General features: G+C 45.7%; 6 protein-coding genes. 2 read left to right on the forward strand and 4 right to left on the reverse strand.

Annotation, left to right across the window (positions count from 1 at the left end):
- Positions 1-134: 134 nt before the first annotated feature.
- From HUX74_RS08950 to HUX74_RS08965, 4 genes are all read right to left on the reverse strand, one after another.
- Positions 135-1598, reverse strand: a complete 1464-nt coding sequence (locus HUX74_RS08950; RefSeq protein WP_005824841.1) for a glycoside hydrolase family 125 protein — start codon at positions 1596-1598, stop codon at positions 135-137.
- 19 nt (positions 1599-1617) lie between these two features.
- Complete coding sequence (locus tag HUX74_RS08955; protein WP_119962009.1) at positions 1618-2847, reverse strand: glycoside hydrolase family 76 protein; 1230 nt, start codon at positions 2845-2847, stop codon at positions 1618-1620.
- A gap of 225 nt (positions 2848-3072) precedes the next feature.
- Positions 3073-5139, reverse strand: coding sequence for a beta-L-arabinofuranosidase domain-containing protein (locus HUX74_RS08960; RefSeq protein WP_005824835.1), 2067 nt, complete (start codon positions 5137-5139; stop codon positions 3073-3075).
- A gap of 147 nt (positions 5140-5286) precedes the next feature.
- Positions 5287-8916, reverse strand: a complete 3630-nt coding sequence (locus HUX74_RS08965; protein WP_174646525.1) for a glycoside hydrolase family 38 C-terminal domain-containing protein — start codon at positions 8914-8916, stop codon at positions 5287-5289.
- A 331-nt stretch (positions 8917-9247) separates the two neighbouring features.
- Between HUX74_RS08965 and HUX74_RS08970 the strand changes: the two genes are divergently transcribed.
- Entirely contained in the window at positions 9248-11197 is a 1950-nt protein-coding gene (locus HUX74_RS08970; protein ID WP_174646526.1) for a glycoside hydrolase family 97 protein, read from the forward strand.
- A gap of 160 nt (positions 11198-11357) precedes the next feature.
- Positions 11358-15425, forward strand: coding sequence for a hybrid sensor histidine kinase/response regulator transcription factor (locus tag HUX74_RS08975; RefSeq protein WP_174646527.1), 4068 nt, complete (start codon positions 11358-11360; stop codon positions 15423-15425).
- The last annotated feature ends 22 nt before the right edge of the window (positions 15426-15447 follow it).

A 15447-nucleotide genomic window follows, 5' to 3' on the forward strand; every position in this document is an offset into this window, starting at 1 on the left:
AGATTAAACATTATAATAAATCACGATAAAAAAAGGAAAAGAACACAAATAATACCAACGAACAACCAATTCATGCAATTTGTATCCTAATCCTCCTTCCAGCGCACTTTATTGATTTTAAATAATTCCTGTTTTTACAAGCTGTTCAGCAAATCCACTTTACCCTCGTTCACTAATTTCAAAATCAATTCTCCAAACAGCGTATTCTGCCAAGCAAACCATGCACGGGTAAAGTTAGTGGGGTCATCCTTGTGGAAAGACTCGTGCATGAATCCCGTACCGGCATCCGTATCCATCAGCATTTTGATACAAATCTTTATCTCCTCATCATTCTGGCTGGTGAATGCCTTCATCATGATACTCATAGGCCATACCATATCATAACCAATGTGCGGACCTCCGATACCTTCACCGGCTTTACCTTTAAAAAAGTAAGGGTTGCTGCCACTCCACACAAAGCGGCGTGTATTCTGATAGATAGGATCGTTTACGTCCACATCACCCAAATAAGGCATAGCAAGAAGGCTGGGTACATTGGCATCGTCCATTAACAGATGATTGCCGAATCCATCTACTTCAAATGCATAGATTGTCCCAAACTCAGGATGATTGTAAGTGGCATATTTCTTCAGGGCTGCCTCCACTTCGGCTGCCAAATCGGTGCATTCTTTGGCCAAGGATGTTTCCTTGTTTACTTCCGTCAGAATTTCAGCAGCCTTTCTCAGAGAAGAGACAGCGAAAAAGTTGGAAGGGACCAGGTACTGAAGCGTAGTGGCATCGTCCGATGGGCGGAAAGCGGAAACAATCAGTCCCACCGGTTTGACCGGAGCACCCAAGCCGTCGTTATTCAGCGTATCCAGAGCACGTTCCGTCTTACGTTGGAAACGGTAAGGGCCTACACCGTCCTTACGCTGCTGTTCCTTGAAAGTCTTCAGGATAGCAGTAATTGCCTTCATCCATTCACCGTCGAAGATACTGCTGTCACCAGTTACTTTCCAATACTGGTAAGCCAGACGAAGCGGGTAACAAAGAGAGTCTATCTCCCATTTGCGCTCGTGCAGTTCGGGCTTCATATCTGTCAAGTCAGTCATCCAGTTGCCACCCGTAGGTCCGTCGTTGAAAGCATTGGCGTACGGATCAATGTTGATGCAAAGGAACTGACGGCGAATGACACCTTCGAGCATCTCTTTCAATTGCGCATCATTGTTGGCTAACTGCACATATGGCCACACCTGCGCACCGGAGTCACGCAGCCACATAGCATGGATGTCACCGGTATAAACAAAAGTATCGGGTTTACCGTCCAGCATGCGAAAGTGTACAGTAGTGTCAAGCGTATTAGGAAAGCAATTCTCAAACATCCACGCCAACTTAGGATTGGTAAGCAGTTTCTTCACGCGAACAATCTCAGCTTCCACCGCTTTTGAGGTGAAAAGGCGTTTCTTCATTTTTGGACGATTGCTCTTGTAAGCAGCAGTCATCTGAGCATAGTTCTCCACACAAGTGTTGTCACCTTTCAGGATAAAAGTGTCTGCCTTAGCATAGCCTTGCATACAGAGCATGGCAACAGCGCACAAGGTAATGTTTCTCTTTTTCATTTGGTCTGATTCGTTTTAATTATAAAGACTGATTAGCGAACACGGCCAAACGCGCGTACATCTCTACCATGGCGGCTTGTGTCAGCAGCCATTTACGATTGTCGCGGCTCTTGCCGGTGAAATCAGTATTGAAAAGGCCGTTATCTTCACGGGCATGCGTCCAAGCATAGTCCAGACTGCGGGCAAAGGAATCAAGATAAACCTTGTTACCGTCCACCTGATAGAGTTCCATAAAACCACGCAACATAACGGCGGTGAACCACACATCACCCTTCTTCAGCATATGGAACGGTTCTCCCTGTCCGGGGGTGAATTCCATGAAGAAATAATTATGACAAGCAGCAGCAATCGCTTGCGCATCCTTCAGATACTGCCCATTACCGGTAAGCTGATAGAGCAAAGCAGCCGACTGCATCATCTGACCGCTGTTATAGGCAAATTTGGCACGTCCTATCTCACCGTCCAAACGCATGTTGTCGAAGTAAAGGCAGTCTGTTGTGTCCTGCAATGTTGCTTTAGTCCACTCGTACAAACTCTTCCCTTTCTCAAAATAGGAGCTGTCTTGCGTAGCCTTGAAAAGTTTCAGGGCAAAGACGGAACCAGGGGCGTTGGAACAAGTGTTCTTTGATTCCTTCTTCTGTTCGCACCAATAGATACCTCCTCCCAAACAATCGTCCATACCGCTTTCTATAAACTTCCAGATAAGCTTGGCGCTCTGCAGATAGTTCTCTTGGCTAGTCATCAGATAGACGTCTGTGAAGTCAATGCCGAGCCACACGTTGTCATCGTAAAAGCGGTCGGACAACGGAGCGTCCTTGATGTAAGAAGCATACGCTTCGGGCATACGACGAGTATCGAAATATTCAGCAAGTCCCGGAAGCACTTTCTCATCAAGCAACTTCTGATAGTTCCCGAAATCTTTCTTGTTATCTTTAGTGGCCTCCATCAACGCATTCACTGCGGAGAAGGTACCGGAATAAGGCCACAAATAAGAGTAGAGATTGGGACGGTTCTTTTGTTCCTCGGAAGCCAGATAAGTAGCGGTATAGCCTTCCACGTCCGAAGGATAATTCTCACGCAACAGACAAGTGCCCGGTGCGGAATAGTGAGCATATAAGGAATCAAGTGTTTGTGTAGATCTGACCAGCATTGCGTTATCTGCCACAGCCGGTTCTTTCTGTGTCTTGCATCCGGTTACTGCCAAGGCGCATGCCAATAGGCAGAGGAGTGCTTTCTTGGAATTTTTCATCTTTTTTCTACGGCATTAAATTGTTCGACTTGTTTTTCACTCCGTTGCAGGAGTCTTCTTTTATATAATATATAAACCCTATTAAAAACGATTGCAAAAATAGACAGTAAGGTTAAAAGCCAACTATAAATCCGTGACATAACCGTCCACATTCCGGACATGGCAGAATTCTAAAACAAGTTTGTCACAAAACAGACACACCGTTTCCCCCATACTTCGGAAACATCATTTCCCAACAACTGGAAATTCTGAAATACGCAGGGTTGTACAACCGTAGGGTATCAGCGTGATTTCTTGCTCTCCTCCTTCGGCACTGCCACAGAAAGAGAAAGGCTGGGGCCCTGCCATTTCATTATATACTGTCCAAGTAGGGATAAGACGAGCCTTCATCTTTATTTCAACCGGTGCATTTTCCTGATTCCAAGGAAAGTCCAATTGCTGTTTTTGGCTATTGATACTTACTTGGGCCACCTCGTTCATTCTGTTACGGTCAAAATCCACCAATCCGTAGTTCCATGGATCCGAAGAAGTCACCTGATAATAATAAGAACCATACCAACTATCCTTAAACTCTTTCTTTTCCCAATTTTCTTCCATTTTCAGGGCATATACCAACGGACCTCTTTCAATAGATACTGCGTTTTCATACCAAGTGCTAGTAAAGACCTCCATGGGCAGATACAGTTCAATCTTATCATTCCGCTTCCATATACGGTCTACGATAGCTATTTTCCCACCTTTGACAGTTTGCTCCATCTTTCCATTTACCCGTATTTCAGCTTGCTTGCACCACTTCGGAACACGCAGGTGAAATGGAAATTTCACTTGTTTCACCTTATTTCTCACCTCTTTAATGGTAAAAGTTATCTGATGATCCATCGGATAGTAAGTATCTTCACTGATAACCACCGGTACATTATCACCCACATTGGCTGTTACTTCCGACGGAGAATAGACAATGGCTGCAATGCCGTTATCAGGTGTGGCATACCATAGGTGCTGTGTAAATTTTGGCCAACCTTGGTGCATATTCGAAAAACAACATGGGTATCCAGTCAGAGTGCCAAAAGCAAGGTCTGTTCCTTCATGATCCTGGTCGAAGTTGCGACGATGGCGTGTTACCATCACCTGATTCGGTTGCTGGAAATATTGCTTAGTCATAAAGTCATCGGATATTTGGGCTGGTAAAGCATTAAAAGCAATGCGTTCCAAATGGTCGGCAAAGTCTATGTCTCCTGTAATCTCCACCATTTTTTCCAGCGAGTACATCAACTCTACGGCCGAACACAACTCCGAGCCTTGTGTAGGATTGTTTCCATGCAAAGCCTCATCGCCTCCATACATGCCTTGCGGCTGTCCGTGGAACCGGCGAATATCTCGAAAGCCTTCCTTGACAGCATCAATATATTTCCGGTCGGTATCTTGCTGATAATAAATAATCGGTTCTTTGATGCCTTGTGCCAAATTAACACAGTGTATAGTGCAGGGTCTGCGCAAGTCTCCCCTATCTACCATATCTATGAAACTGAAACTCTGCCGGTGCAGCAAATGCCCCAATTCAAGCAAAAAATCCTCCCCCGTAAGATTATAAAGCCAATATACAGCTTGCAAATTGTCACAAGCACGGAATTCTGCCCAACTGCTCCAGTGTCCTAAAGGTTTTTGCGGCAAGGTATTCAGTTGATAACGGAAATATTTTGTCATAAAAGCGACGACTCTCTTATCGTTCGTTGCCGAATAATACTGCTGTAGGATTTTCAGCACGACCATACGCGGCCACCAGTCTTGCGAGTTATCACGTTGCAGTCCAGGCTCTCCCGGATAATCTTTTTCAGGACCGAAGAATCCGTCCTCACGCTGGCTCTGCAAAGCCCATTCTATCCAAGGTTGCACTTTGGCTTTCAAGACATCATCATCCAGTATATACGCCAAAGGAAGTAGACCGTCTATCCAGTATGGACCGCGTTCCCACTGGTCTCCATCACCACCTAACCAACCATTGCGTTTGCCCATAACCGAAGGGTAAAGAACATCCATCTGACCACTGGCGCCATTTTTCTGACGAACCAGCATTTCGTGCAACCAGCCTTTAGGTTTGATACTGCCTAAAGGAAGTTCCATTAAGGGCTTACGGAGTAGAGGATAGCGATTATTCTTGTAGTTTCCTTCTACTACCTGGCTCAAAAGAGCATCCACTTGTTTCTCCGCCTCAGGCGTAAACCACTTTTGAGCAGATATTGTAAAGAGATTAGCAGCTAATAAACATACAACAGCAAATATTTTAATTTTCATTTTTCAAGGTATTTGTTATTTCCAATAAATTTACTTCAATAGAGTTGTTAACTTACTCACATTAAGCACTTACACCTGAGAATCATCAGATCCTTGTGTCTGTGGTGACAGACACAAGGATCTGAAAAATGGGAATATAATAACTGTTTATTCGTATACTTCCATTTCATAAATGCGCACATCTTTACCAGAAGCCGATTGCATGGGCTGTGTCACTAAAAGACGCAGGTAGCGAACACTTTCAGACTTATTTAGCGTGCGATTCAGTACATTCTTACCATTACCAGAAACATAGTCCAGTGTGCGCCATTCACCATTCTTGTCGCTCTTACCTTGCAGAAAGCAGGAGGAAGTGACGTAGGAATGGTTTTCGCCGGCAGCGTTCAGTAACTTCCAGCCATTAATGCTTCTTTCACCGCCCAAATCAAAGTCTACGTAGTGGGGCATTTCAGCAATAGCACACCACTTTGTGTTTTCGTCGCCATCTACCATGAAAGCCGGCTTCTCTTTCTCGTTCACATAGCTTGAATAGCCCATTACCATGTCCTGCTTCAGAATGTTCACTCTCTCTGTGGAGCTTTCCGTCTGATAGCGATTGCACTTGTTTGCCGTACGGAACAGTTCGGAAGCGGGACAAACAGAAGTAGCAGCAACATCAGTCAAAGTGGCGGCAAAAATAACAATATCCTTATTATCGGGCAATACCACCTCAGTAGCCTTTTCTGGCAGGTCTATTGCGAACTTAAACATGTAAGTGAACTCATACGGCTGATCGCCTTCACCGGAATGGCGGTGCGTACCCACATAGGCAACTTCAGCATCTTTCAGATAACCTTCCGTATGTCCGGTGTGCCCCCACTGACCGATGAAGCCAGTATAAGAAGGAACAATGACTTCCTGCACATACTTGCCTACGCGGAATATCCCCTTCACATCTTTATCAGAAGCGGCAGCAGCAAGGATATAGAGTCTGTTATAAGTACAGTCGGCGGGCAGTTTCAGTACATTGCCCTTGCAAGCCATACCATTCAGCTCTTCACGTGTCTCCAATTTGAAAGGCACTCCATGCACATTCATCTCGGCAGGTATCAATTCAGCAGCATAAGAATAACCAGACTCAAAGTTGGCAGCAGCCTTGAACTCGTTCCAACTGAAGCACTTCTTATCATAAACAAGGGGCAATGGTTCGGCCACCGTCTGCACCTTTTTATTGGAAGCAAAACGTACCTTGTAGGTCTTAATGCTGTTTGGATTGACTGACACTTCCAAGCGATTTCCACTGAATGTAGCCTTACCGATGGTCTTTTCCGTACCATCTGCTTCTACAGCAGCCACAAGGTTGTCGGCAAAGACAATCGAGGCTTTCTGCGCCTGCTTGCCTGCGGCTTCATACACGCGTACCACATATTCATCTGAACTTTCGGCTTTCTTTAAGGCTTTAATAAGTACATTCCGGTTATCGGAAAAAGCCAATGAATAGCTCTTACCTAATTCGCCGCGATGCTTTCCAACAACGAACGCCTTGATGCGCTGGTTCAGCAACTCAGCATTCTCGCGGGTTTGAACTACGTCCAAAGCGCCCACATGACCTACCAAGCTGTAAGTAAAGGTATGGTGACCGAAGTCCTGACGATCTTGATAAGCATAGTTCTTTTTTGTCTTCGGAGTGTGCAGCAAAGTGAGACGCAAGGTATTGTTATCAGGCTTGTCCCAGCCATATTTGCTGTCGTTCATGATGGAAACGCCATAAGAGCCGTTAGCGTCCGTCAAATCTGCCCAATATTGAGCGTATACTTCGTAAGCGGTCAAGATGTTGTTTCCTCTCTGCACGCTGCCTACGCCCAAGTCGTAAGTGGCCACCTCATTATTCAAATTGAGGGGAAACTCAGCCTTCAACAGAGCGTTGGTAGACTGCCAGTCCACTTCGTTAGTAAAGTCAATGCGGTGGGCCAATACACCTTCATACAAATGGATGTACTGGCGGAAAAAAGAATCATCGTGACGTTTCTCCACGCAGAGAGTCTTACGTAATGCACCGTTTTCGCAAAGAGTCACTTTCACATCCTCGGTGATGGAAATAGGAGTAGCGTCCACAGTCTCTTTCAATATCTCCCATGCCGGCCATTCGAATGACTTGTTTTCAGTGAAGAGGGCTAAACGAATAGCCTTACCAGCCTTTACCAATTCCTTGTTGTTTCTCTTGTCGAACAGTGAAGTAATGTCACCGTTCTCATTCAATGTCAGTTTGTAGAACGAATTTTCAACACTTGCAGCTTCAACAGCAGACATCTCTTTTCCTTCGCCGGAGAGGCGGACATCGTAAACTGCGTATCCATTGGCGGGTACAGTGGCTTCTACTAACAAGCGGACCTTTCCATCAGTATATGAAACCAACTGAGAAACCACCAACTTGCCTTGTTCGTTATATACAGCCACACTTTTGGGAAAACGGGAAGCCTCCACTTCGATGGTCACCACATCTGCAGCCTTGAAGCCCGAAGCGTTATAGAGCACTACGGGAATCCCCTTGACACGAGTATCAAGCTTGCCTGCCACACTTCCCACAGAATGAGTCAGGATACCGGAGAACTGTTTCAGAGAGAGAAGTTCATCGTTCCAAGAAAATTCATAGGCACGGGGAATGCTGGTACCAGTCAAATCATCGTGGAATTGGTGGAATATGAAGCGCTGCCAAGACTCCGTCAGGCTCTTACCAGGATATTCGGCAACCCCCAAAAGGGCAGCAGCCACAGAAGCACGTTCAGCGGCATCACCCAAAAGTTCATTTTGACGATTATAGAGTTTCATAGCAGCCTGTGAAGTGTAGCAGCCGGTTCCATGAACGTCCATCAGCAATTCACCGTCAAATACGGGGAGCTCGGGATGGCTGCCATAAGGCTGGTAATCCTTGAACAACTGGTCACTGGCTGCACTGATAATCTTCAACGGACCGTCTCCCTTGATACCTTTCTCCACGGAAGCCACAGAAGCGATGGTAGGTGAACCGCCCACATCACCTGTTCCATAGTAGCGGTAAACGGTATTCAGGGGAGTGCATTTGGAGAGTTCCATCAAATATTTATTTTCTGAAAGGTCTTCATTATCCCAACGACGACCGTAATCATATCCGTGAGCCAGCATGACGGACGCTCCATCCACTCCTTTCCACAGTCCGATGGTAAAGGGATGCTTGCTCTTACCGTAGAAAGGATTGTTACGCCAATCCAGCTTCTGTGAAGAGAAACCTATCAGTCCACAATGGGCAGCAACAGTAGGCAATGTCCAACCGAATCCGAAGCAATCGGGAAGGAAGATGTCGGTACTTTCTACCCCCAGCTCCTTACGATAGAACTCCTGCCCCAGCATAATGTTGCGAATAAACGATTCAACAGACGGCACCAAAGTGTCGGTAGCATCCCAACTGGCCCCACTCACATGCCATCGACCTGCCTTTACAAAAGCCTTCATCAGTTCGTATTCACGAGGATAATATTCCTTCATCCAAGCATATTTCACTCCACCTTCAAAATTAAAGATATAGTCGGGGTACTGGTTCAAAAGGAAAAGGTTCTGATTCAAGGTATTCCAAACATAATCCTTAATAGTAGTCTGAATGTCCCAGTTCCACTGCGTGTCCAAGTGGGCATCTGCCACCATGTACGCTTTTGCTTTCTTCGGTGCAACGGTCTGAGCCGATAATTGTCCTCCTGCAACGGCCAACATCACGGCTCCCGCTATCAGATGGGTCTTCCCCATCAGTATTCGTCTCTTTTTCATGGTTTTGTTATTATTGTTTTTTCGTAAAAGATAATGTCAATTCGATATAAACCACCGCATTCTTTGTTATAAATGTGCTGCCTCCTCTAGCCGCAAACCGCTCTTTCACCTTCTCTCTTTAGCCTCCATCCGGCAACAATAGTTTTCTGACATGTGGAATGTTGGTAACAAAAATAGCCCATCCTTCACTCTCATACTGTACAGATTCGCGACATAGATATGTAAAAAGTCGTCTGTGGCATGATTTTATATATTTATGTCATAAATAGCATACATTTCCTACAGAATACAAACTACTTTTGTATATTGTAAAAATCCAAAAGCTAAGAACATGAAAAAACAATTCCTACTCTCGGCAGTTCTCTGCCTCTCACTGACCGCTTTCGGACAGAAAGTACATCAACTGGCCTCACCCAGCGGAAACATCCGCATCTCAGTGGAGCTGACCGATCAAATCCAATATGATGTAACCCAAGGAAATCAAACACTGATGGACAACTGTGTCATTGGTCTGGAAACTGCCAACCACCAGCTGGGCATCCATCCTAAACTAAACAAAGTAGTACGCCAAAATGTAAACGAGGAACTGACTCCCATCGTACCCCTGAAATTCTCTACTATAACCAACCGCTACAACCAATTGCTACTGAAGTTTAAAGGAGGCTATTCAGTAGAGTTCCGTGCCTTTGATGACGGATTCGCCTACCGCTTCCTTACTGACCTGAAAGGCGAGCAAGAAATAATGAATGAAATCCTCCGCCTGAACTTTGTGGATGATTGCCTGCTACATCTTCAGCAACCTGACGGCTTTAAGACTTCCTATGAAGAAGAATATCGCCACCAAACAAGCAGCGAGTGGAAAAACTCCAATCGCATGGCTCTGCTTCCCCTTTTAGCCAGCACACCCAAAGGTGACAAAATCCTCATGAGTGAAACCAATCTGACAGACTATCCCGCCATGTTTCTGAAAAACGATGGACAAGGCGGCATTACCGCCGTCTTCCCCCGTCTGCCTCTTGAATTCGGAGAAGACGGTGACCGCAGTCTCAAGATTCTGAAAGAAGCCAACTGCATAGCCCGTACCGCAGGCAAGCGCAGTTATCCATGGCGTTACTTCGTCATTACCAACGATGACCGCAAACTTATAGAAAACACTCTATCCTATCGCCTCGCTGAAAAGAATGTCATAGAAAACACCTCTTGGATTAAACCAGGACTAGCCAGCTGGGAATGGTGGAACGGAGCCACACCCTACGGCCCCGACGTGGACTTCAAAGCAGGTTGCAACCTTGACACCTACAAATACTTCATCGACTTCGCATCCCACTACGGCGTAGAATATATAGTAATGGACGAAGGCTGGGCCATAAACACCCGCAACCCCTATAAACCCAATCCCTCGGTAGACATACACGAACTCATCCGCTACGGCAAAGAAAAAAACGTAGGCATTGTGTTATGGCTCACTTGGCTTACGGTAGAAAACCACTTTGACCTATTCGAAACTTTCGAAAAGTGGGGTGTGAAAGGCGTAAAGATAGATTTCATGGATCGTAGCGACCAATGGATGGTAAACTTCTATGAACGCGTAGCACATGAAGCCGCCAAACACCATCTCTTCGTTGACTTTCACGGTGCTTTCAAACCTGCCGGATTAGAATACAAATACCCAAACGTACTCTCCTACGAAGGCGTAAGAGGTATGGAGCAAATGGGCGGATGCCGTCCCGACAACAGTGTCTATTTCCCCTTCATACGCAACGCAGTAGGAGCCATGGACTATACTCCCGGCGCCATGCTTAGCATGCAGCCTGAAGTCTACCATTCCGAACGTCCCAATTCTGCCAGCATCGGCACACGTGCCTATCAGATGGCACTCTTTGTTCTTTTTGAAACCGGCCTGCAGATGATGGCAGACAATCCTACCCTCTATTATCGCAACGACGAGTGTACACGTTTCATCACCCAAGTACCCCAAACATGGGACGAAACCATCGCTCTCGAAGCCAAAGCAGGAGAATATGCCATCGTGGCCAAACGCAAAGGAGAACAATGGTATATAGGAGGCATGACCAACAACCGCGAACGTGAACGGGTCTTTAACATCTCCCTTGATTTCCTGCAAGAAGGAAAAAATTATCTCATGACCTCTTTTGAAGACGGCATCAACGCTGACCACCAAGCCATGGACTACCGCAAGCAAGAACAATCCTTGAAGAAAGGCGACCATATCACAGTCCGTTTGGCACGCAACGGTGGATTCGCTGCGGTCATTCGCTAATCATATCCATACCTATCTGCTCCGTACAAATACATTTCTAAGGATACGGAGCAGATACAAAGCAAACTGTAAGCCTACAACTAAAGAAATATATTGCAAATATTGACTGTTTCCACCTTAAAATATATCTTTGCAACTCAAAATCAATACAACAAGCCACATGAAAGACATATACTGGAAAGGCCATACGATTTTATTGCTTATCAGCCTCTTATGCTGTTTTCCGGATTTTGTGTACGCTTACAGCCTACGGCAATTCTCCAATAAAAACGGTCTTTCCAATAGTGCCATCCAATCCCTTTACCAAGATAGCCAAGGTGTACTATGGATAGGAACATGCGACGGACTGAACGTGTTTGACGGCAACAATATCCACCTATATACGCCCGCTGATGTGTCACGCAACCTATTGTCAGGCAACATTATCAGCCAGATCGTAGAATCAGAGCCAGGCATACTGTGGTTACAAACCAACTACGGGTTAGACAGATTGGATACATACCGACAGACCTGCCGGACCTTTACCGAATTCAAGGACAACATCTTCTTGGCACGAAGCAACAACAAGTGCATGTTAGTGCTGAAAGATGACGGAAATCTGTATCACTACCAACAAGAGAACCAGAAATTTCTCCAGTTAAACATCTCTTCCATGGATTTTAATAAAGTACTGTCCATGACCATTGATTCCAACAACCTGCTTTGGATATTCGCAACTGGAAACAACACTCGTTGCTATCGTCTGAACCACACGGGAAAAAGCGTGACACTGATTCCGGAAAAGCCATTTGGACATCACGGCTTGAAGCATGCCTTCATCGGAGAAGATTCAGCCTACTTCATTGATGAAACCTATGCCCTCTACGAATATAGTTTCAGCAACCGACAGTGTTACTACATTGCCGACCTGAAAGACGAAATAGAAAAACGAGGTGAAGTATCTTCCATCATCAAACGAGAAAATGATTTCTGTATCGGTTTCAAAAGCAGCGGCTTGATAGTACTGAAATATGAAGCAAACCAAAAGATTAAATACCGTATAGAATACACTGAAATACAGTCGGGCATCTTCTGTCTGATGAAAGACAAATTTCAAGATATCGTATGGGTAGCTACCGACGGAGAAGGGTTATACATGCTTTACAATGACACATTCACCATGACCAACACCCTGCTCAACACTCCCGCATATCAGGTGAACAACCCGGTACGCAGCCTTTACCTCGACCCACAGCAAACCTTATGGATAGGAACCAAAGGCAGTGGCATATTGCGTATACCGAATTATCTTGTCAACAATACACCCGAAAAACATGATCGTCTCATCACCGGTAACAGCACATTGACTGACAACTCCGTCTACTGTTTTGCACCCGGTGGAAAAGACCGACTTTGGATAGGTACGGAAAACGGAATCAATTATTATTCCTACTCTACCCACCAATTGAAAGAACTGGCGGTACAAGCCAATGGAACCAAAGTGAAATATGTGCACTCCATTGATCAAACCAATGACAGTACACTTTGGATTTCCACCGTGGGCGAAGGAATCGTAAAGGTGACACTAGAAAATCAGAGAAAAGATCCTATTGTGAAGCATGCTACACGGACTTTGGTGAGTAACGGACATATGGCATCAAACTATTTTTTCACCTCCTACCGTGAAAGCAGCTCTACGCTGTGGTTCGGGAACAGAGGGCTCGGAGCCTACCGCATTGATGTACGTACTGGAGAAATGGCACAGTTCCGCTTCAACAACTTGGTAAACAGCCAAACCGCCAACGATGTGTTCGCCATACACAAAAACGAGCAAGGCTACTGGCTGGGCACTGGATCAGGGCTTCTCCGCTTCTACTCAAACGAAGACGGAAACCCAGACAGCATCAGTGCAAAGCTCTACACCAACAGCACCGTACATGGTATCTTGGAGGACAACCGAGGCAATCTCTGGGTGAGTACCAATCAAGGATTAATGAGACTCAATCCCCAAGAACAGACCAAGCAGACCTACAACAACGGAAACGGACTGGCCGTGACCGAATTTAGTGATGGAGCCTTCTACAAAGACAATGCTACGGGAATCCTTTTCTTTGGAGGTGTAAACGGCTTCGTCACCGTGAAGCCCGATTCTTACATCACCACGGACTATATGCCCGAAATCAGCCTGAAAGGACTTTCCATCTTCGGTAAGGAATACAACCTGCATGACTTTTTACATTACAAAGACGGGAAGCCCGTGCTACAACTGGACTACAAACACAACTTCTTCCAGCTCAACTTCCGGATAACAGACTACATTAACGGAAACGACTATTTCTACTCCTATAAACTAAAGGAAGCAAGCGACCAATGGATAGAAAACGGAGTTTCACCCAATGCCATCTTCTCCAACCTTTCCCCCGGAGAATATACTCTGTTTGTGAAATACCGCAACAACATCAACGGTAAAGAAAGCCATCCGCAAGCCTTCACCATTTACATCGCTCCTCCCTGGTATCTCAGTACCTGGGCCTATGTGGGCTACTTTTTGTTAGGGTTACTATTATGTACAGGCATAGTCGCCTATGCATTCTATACCTACCGCCTGAAGCGGCAGCACATGATGAAGAAAATGGAACGACAGAAAAAAGAGGAAGTCTATGAATCAAAACTACGCTTCTTCACCAACATCACCCACGAGTTTTGCACCCCCCTCACCCTGATTCAGGGACCGTGCGAGAAGATACTCACCCACAAGGAGACAGATATCTACACGCACCGCTACGCCAAGATGATTCAGCAAAATGTGGAAAAGCTGAATGGTCTCATTGTGGAATTGCTGGAGTTCAGAAGACTGGAAACGGAAAACAAAATGCTCTCCATACAGCCGCAACCTGTTTCCGAAAAGTTAAGGGACATCGCCGAATCCTTCGGTGACATGGCGGAAAACAGAGAAATGAACTACTGCCTTGACATAGCCCCTGAACTGACATGGAACACCGACCTGAGCTGCTTCAACAAAATAGCCGGAAACCTCATATCCAACGCTTTCAAGTACACACCCGACAAGGGGAACATCAGCGTAACATTGTACACGAAAAACGAACGTCTTATTTTGAAGATAGCCAATACCGGCAAAGGCATCACACCGGAAAATCTCGGAAAGATATTCGACCGCTATAAGATTCTCGACTCCGTGGAGATGAACGGCAAAAACTCAAGAAACGGACTGGGGTTGGCCATCTGCAAAAACATGGTGACACTGTTGGAAGGAGACATAAACATCGAAAGCACACCGGGCGAACTGACCACCTTCACTGTAAGCCTTCCCTCGCTCCCCCCCAACGGACAAGAAGTACCGCAAACAGCATACGAAGCGGCTTCTCCAAGCATTCCCACCGAAGAAGTGCAAGAATTGCCCGAAAAATACACCCAAGAATTCGACGCAAACAAGCAGACGGTCATGGTGATAGATGATGACCCTTCCATGCTGTGGTTCGTATCCGAAATATTCACAGAGAAATACAACGTACTCTCTTTCAATAATGCCCAAAAGGCATTAGACAGCCTGGAGCAACGACAGCCAGATCTCATCATCTCAGACGTGATGATGCCCGATATAGATGGGTTATCCTTCACCTCCACCATCAAGCAACACAAGCTGTGGAGCCATATTCCCCTAATCCTGCTCTCAGCACTGCATCACGAAGACGACCAAGTAAAAGGACTGGAATCGGGGGCGGATGCCTATGTCACCAAGCCTTTCAATGTGAAATATTTGGAAAAGATGGTCTATCATCTCATCCGCCGCGAAGAAAACCTGAAGGAATATTATAGTTCGGCACTCAGCACCTTTACCTGGAAAGAAGGAAGCTGCTTGCACAAAGAAGAACAAGAATTCTTAGAGAAAATGACAGAAGTCATTGAAAAGAACTTAGCCAATCCAGACCTGCAAGTAGAACTTTTGAGTAAGGAAATGGGCTACAGCAGCCGGCAGTTCTACCGCAAACTGAAACCACTTACTGACAAATCGCCTGCCGACATCATCAAAGAATACCGCCTCTCCACGGCGGAACGCTTGTTAGTCTCCAGCAACTTCACCATCGAAGAGCTGATGGACCGCACGGGATTCACCAACCGAAGCACTTTCTATAAAGCTTTTTCACAACGTTACGGAATGCCACCCCGTCAATACTGCGAACAGCAAAAGAAGAACGTGAAGGAAGGACAGGAAATCACTAATACTTAATCATCTTATACCATCTGCATTT

The organism is Bacteroides sp. Marseille-P8574, from assembly GCF_902825465.1.
In the GTDB taxonomy this organism is placed as follows: domain Bacteria; phylum Bacteroidota; class Bacteroidia; order Bacteroidales; family Bacteroidaceae; genus Bacteroides; species Bacteroides uniformis.

Excerpts from the sequence above, each read along its gene's own strand:
- HUX74_RS08950 (WP_005824841.1), bottom strand. The coding sequence starts at position 1,598 with ATGAAAAAGAGAAACATTACCTTGTGCGCTGTTGCCATGCTCTGTATG.
- HUX74_RS08955 (WP_119962009.1), bottom strand. The coding sequence starts at position 2,847 with ATGAAAAATTCCAAGAAAGCACTCCTCTGCCTATTGGCATGCGCCTTG.
- HUX74_RS08960 (WP_005824835.1), bottom strand. The coding sequence starts at position 5,139 with ATGAAAATTAAAATATTTGCTGTTGTATGTTTATTAGCTGCTAATCTC.
- HUX74_RS08965 (WP_174646525.1), bottom strand. The coding sequence starts at position 8,916 with ATGAAAAAGAGACGAATACTGATGGGGAAGACCCATCTGATAGCGGGA.
- HUX74_RS08970 (WP_174646526.1), top strand. The coding sequence starts at position 9,248 with ATGAAAAAACAATTCCTACTCTCGGCAGTTCTCTGCCTCTCACTGACC.
- HUX74_RS08975 (WP_174646527.1), top strand. The coding sequence starts at position 11,358 with ATGAAAGACATATACTGGAAAGGCCATACGATTTTATTGCTTATCAGC.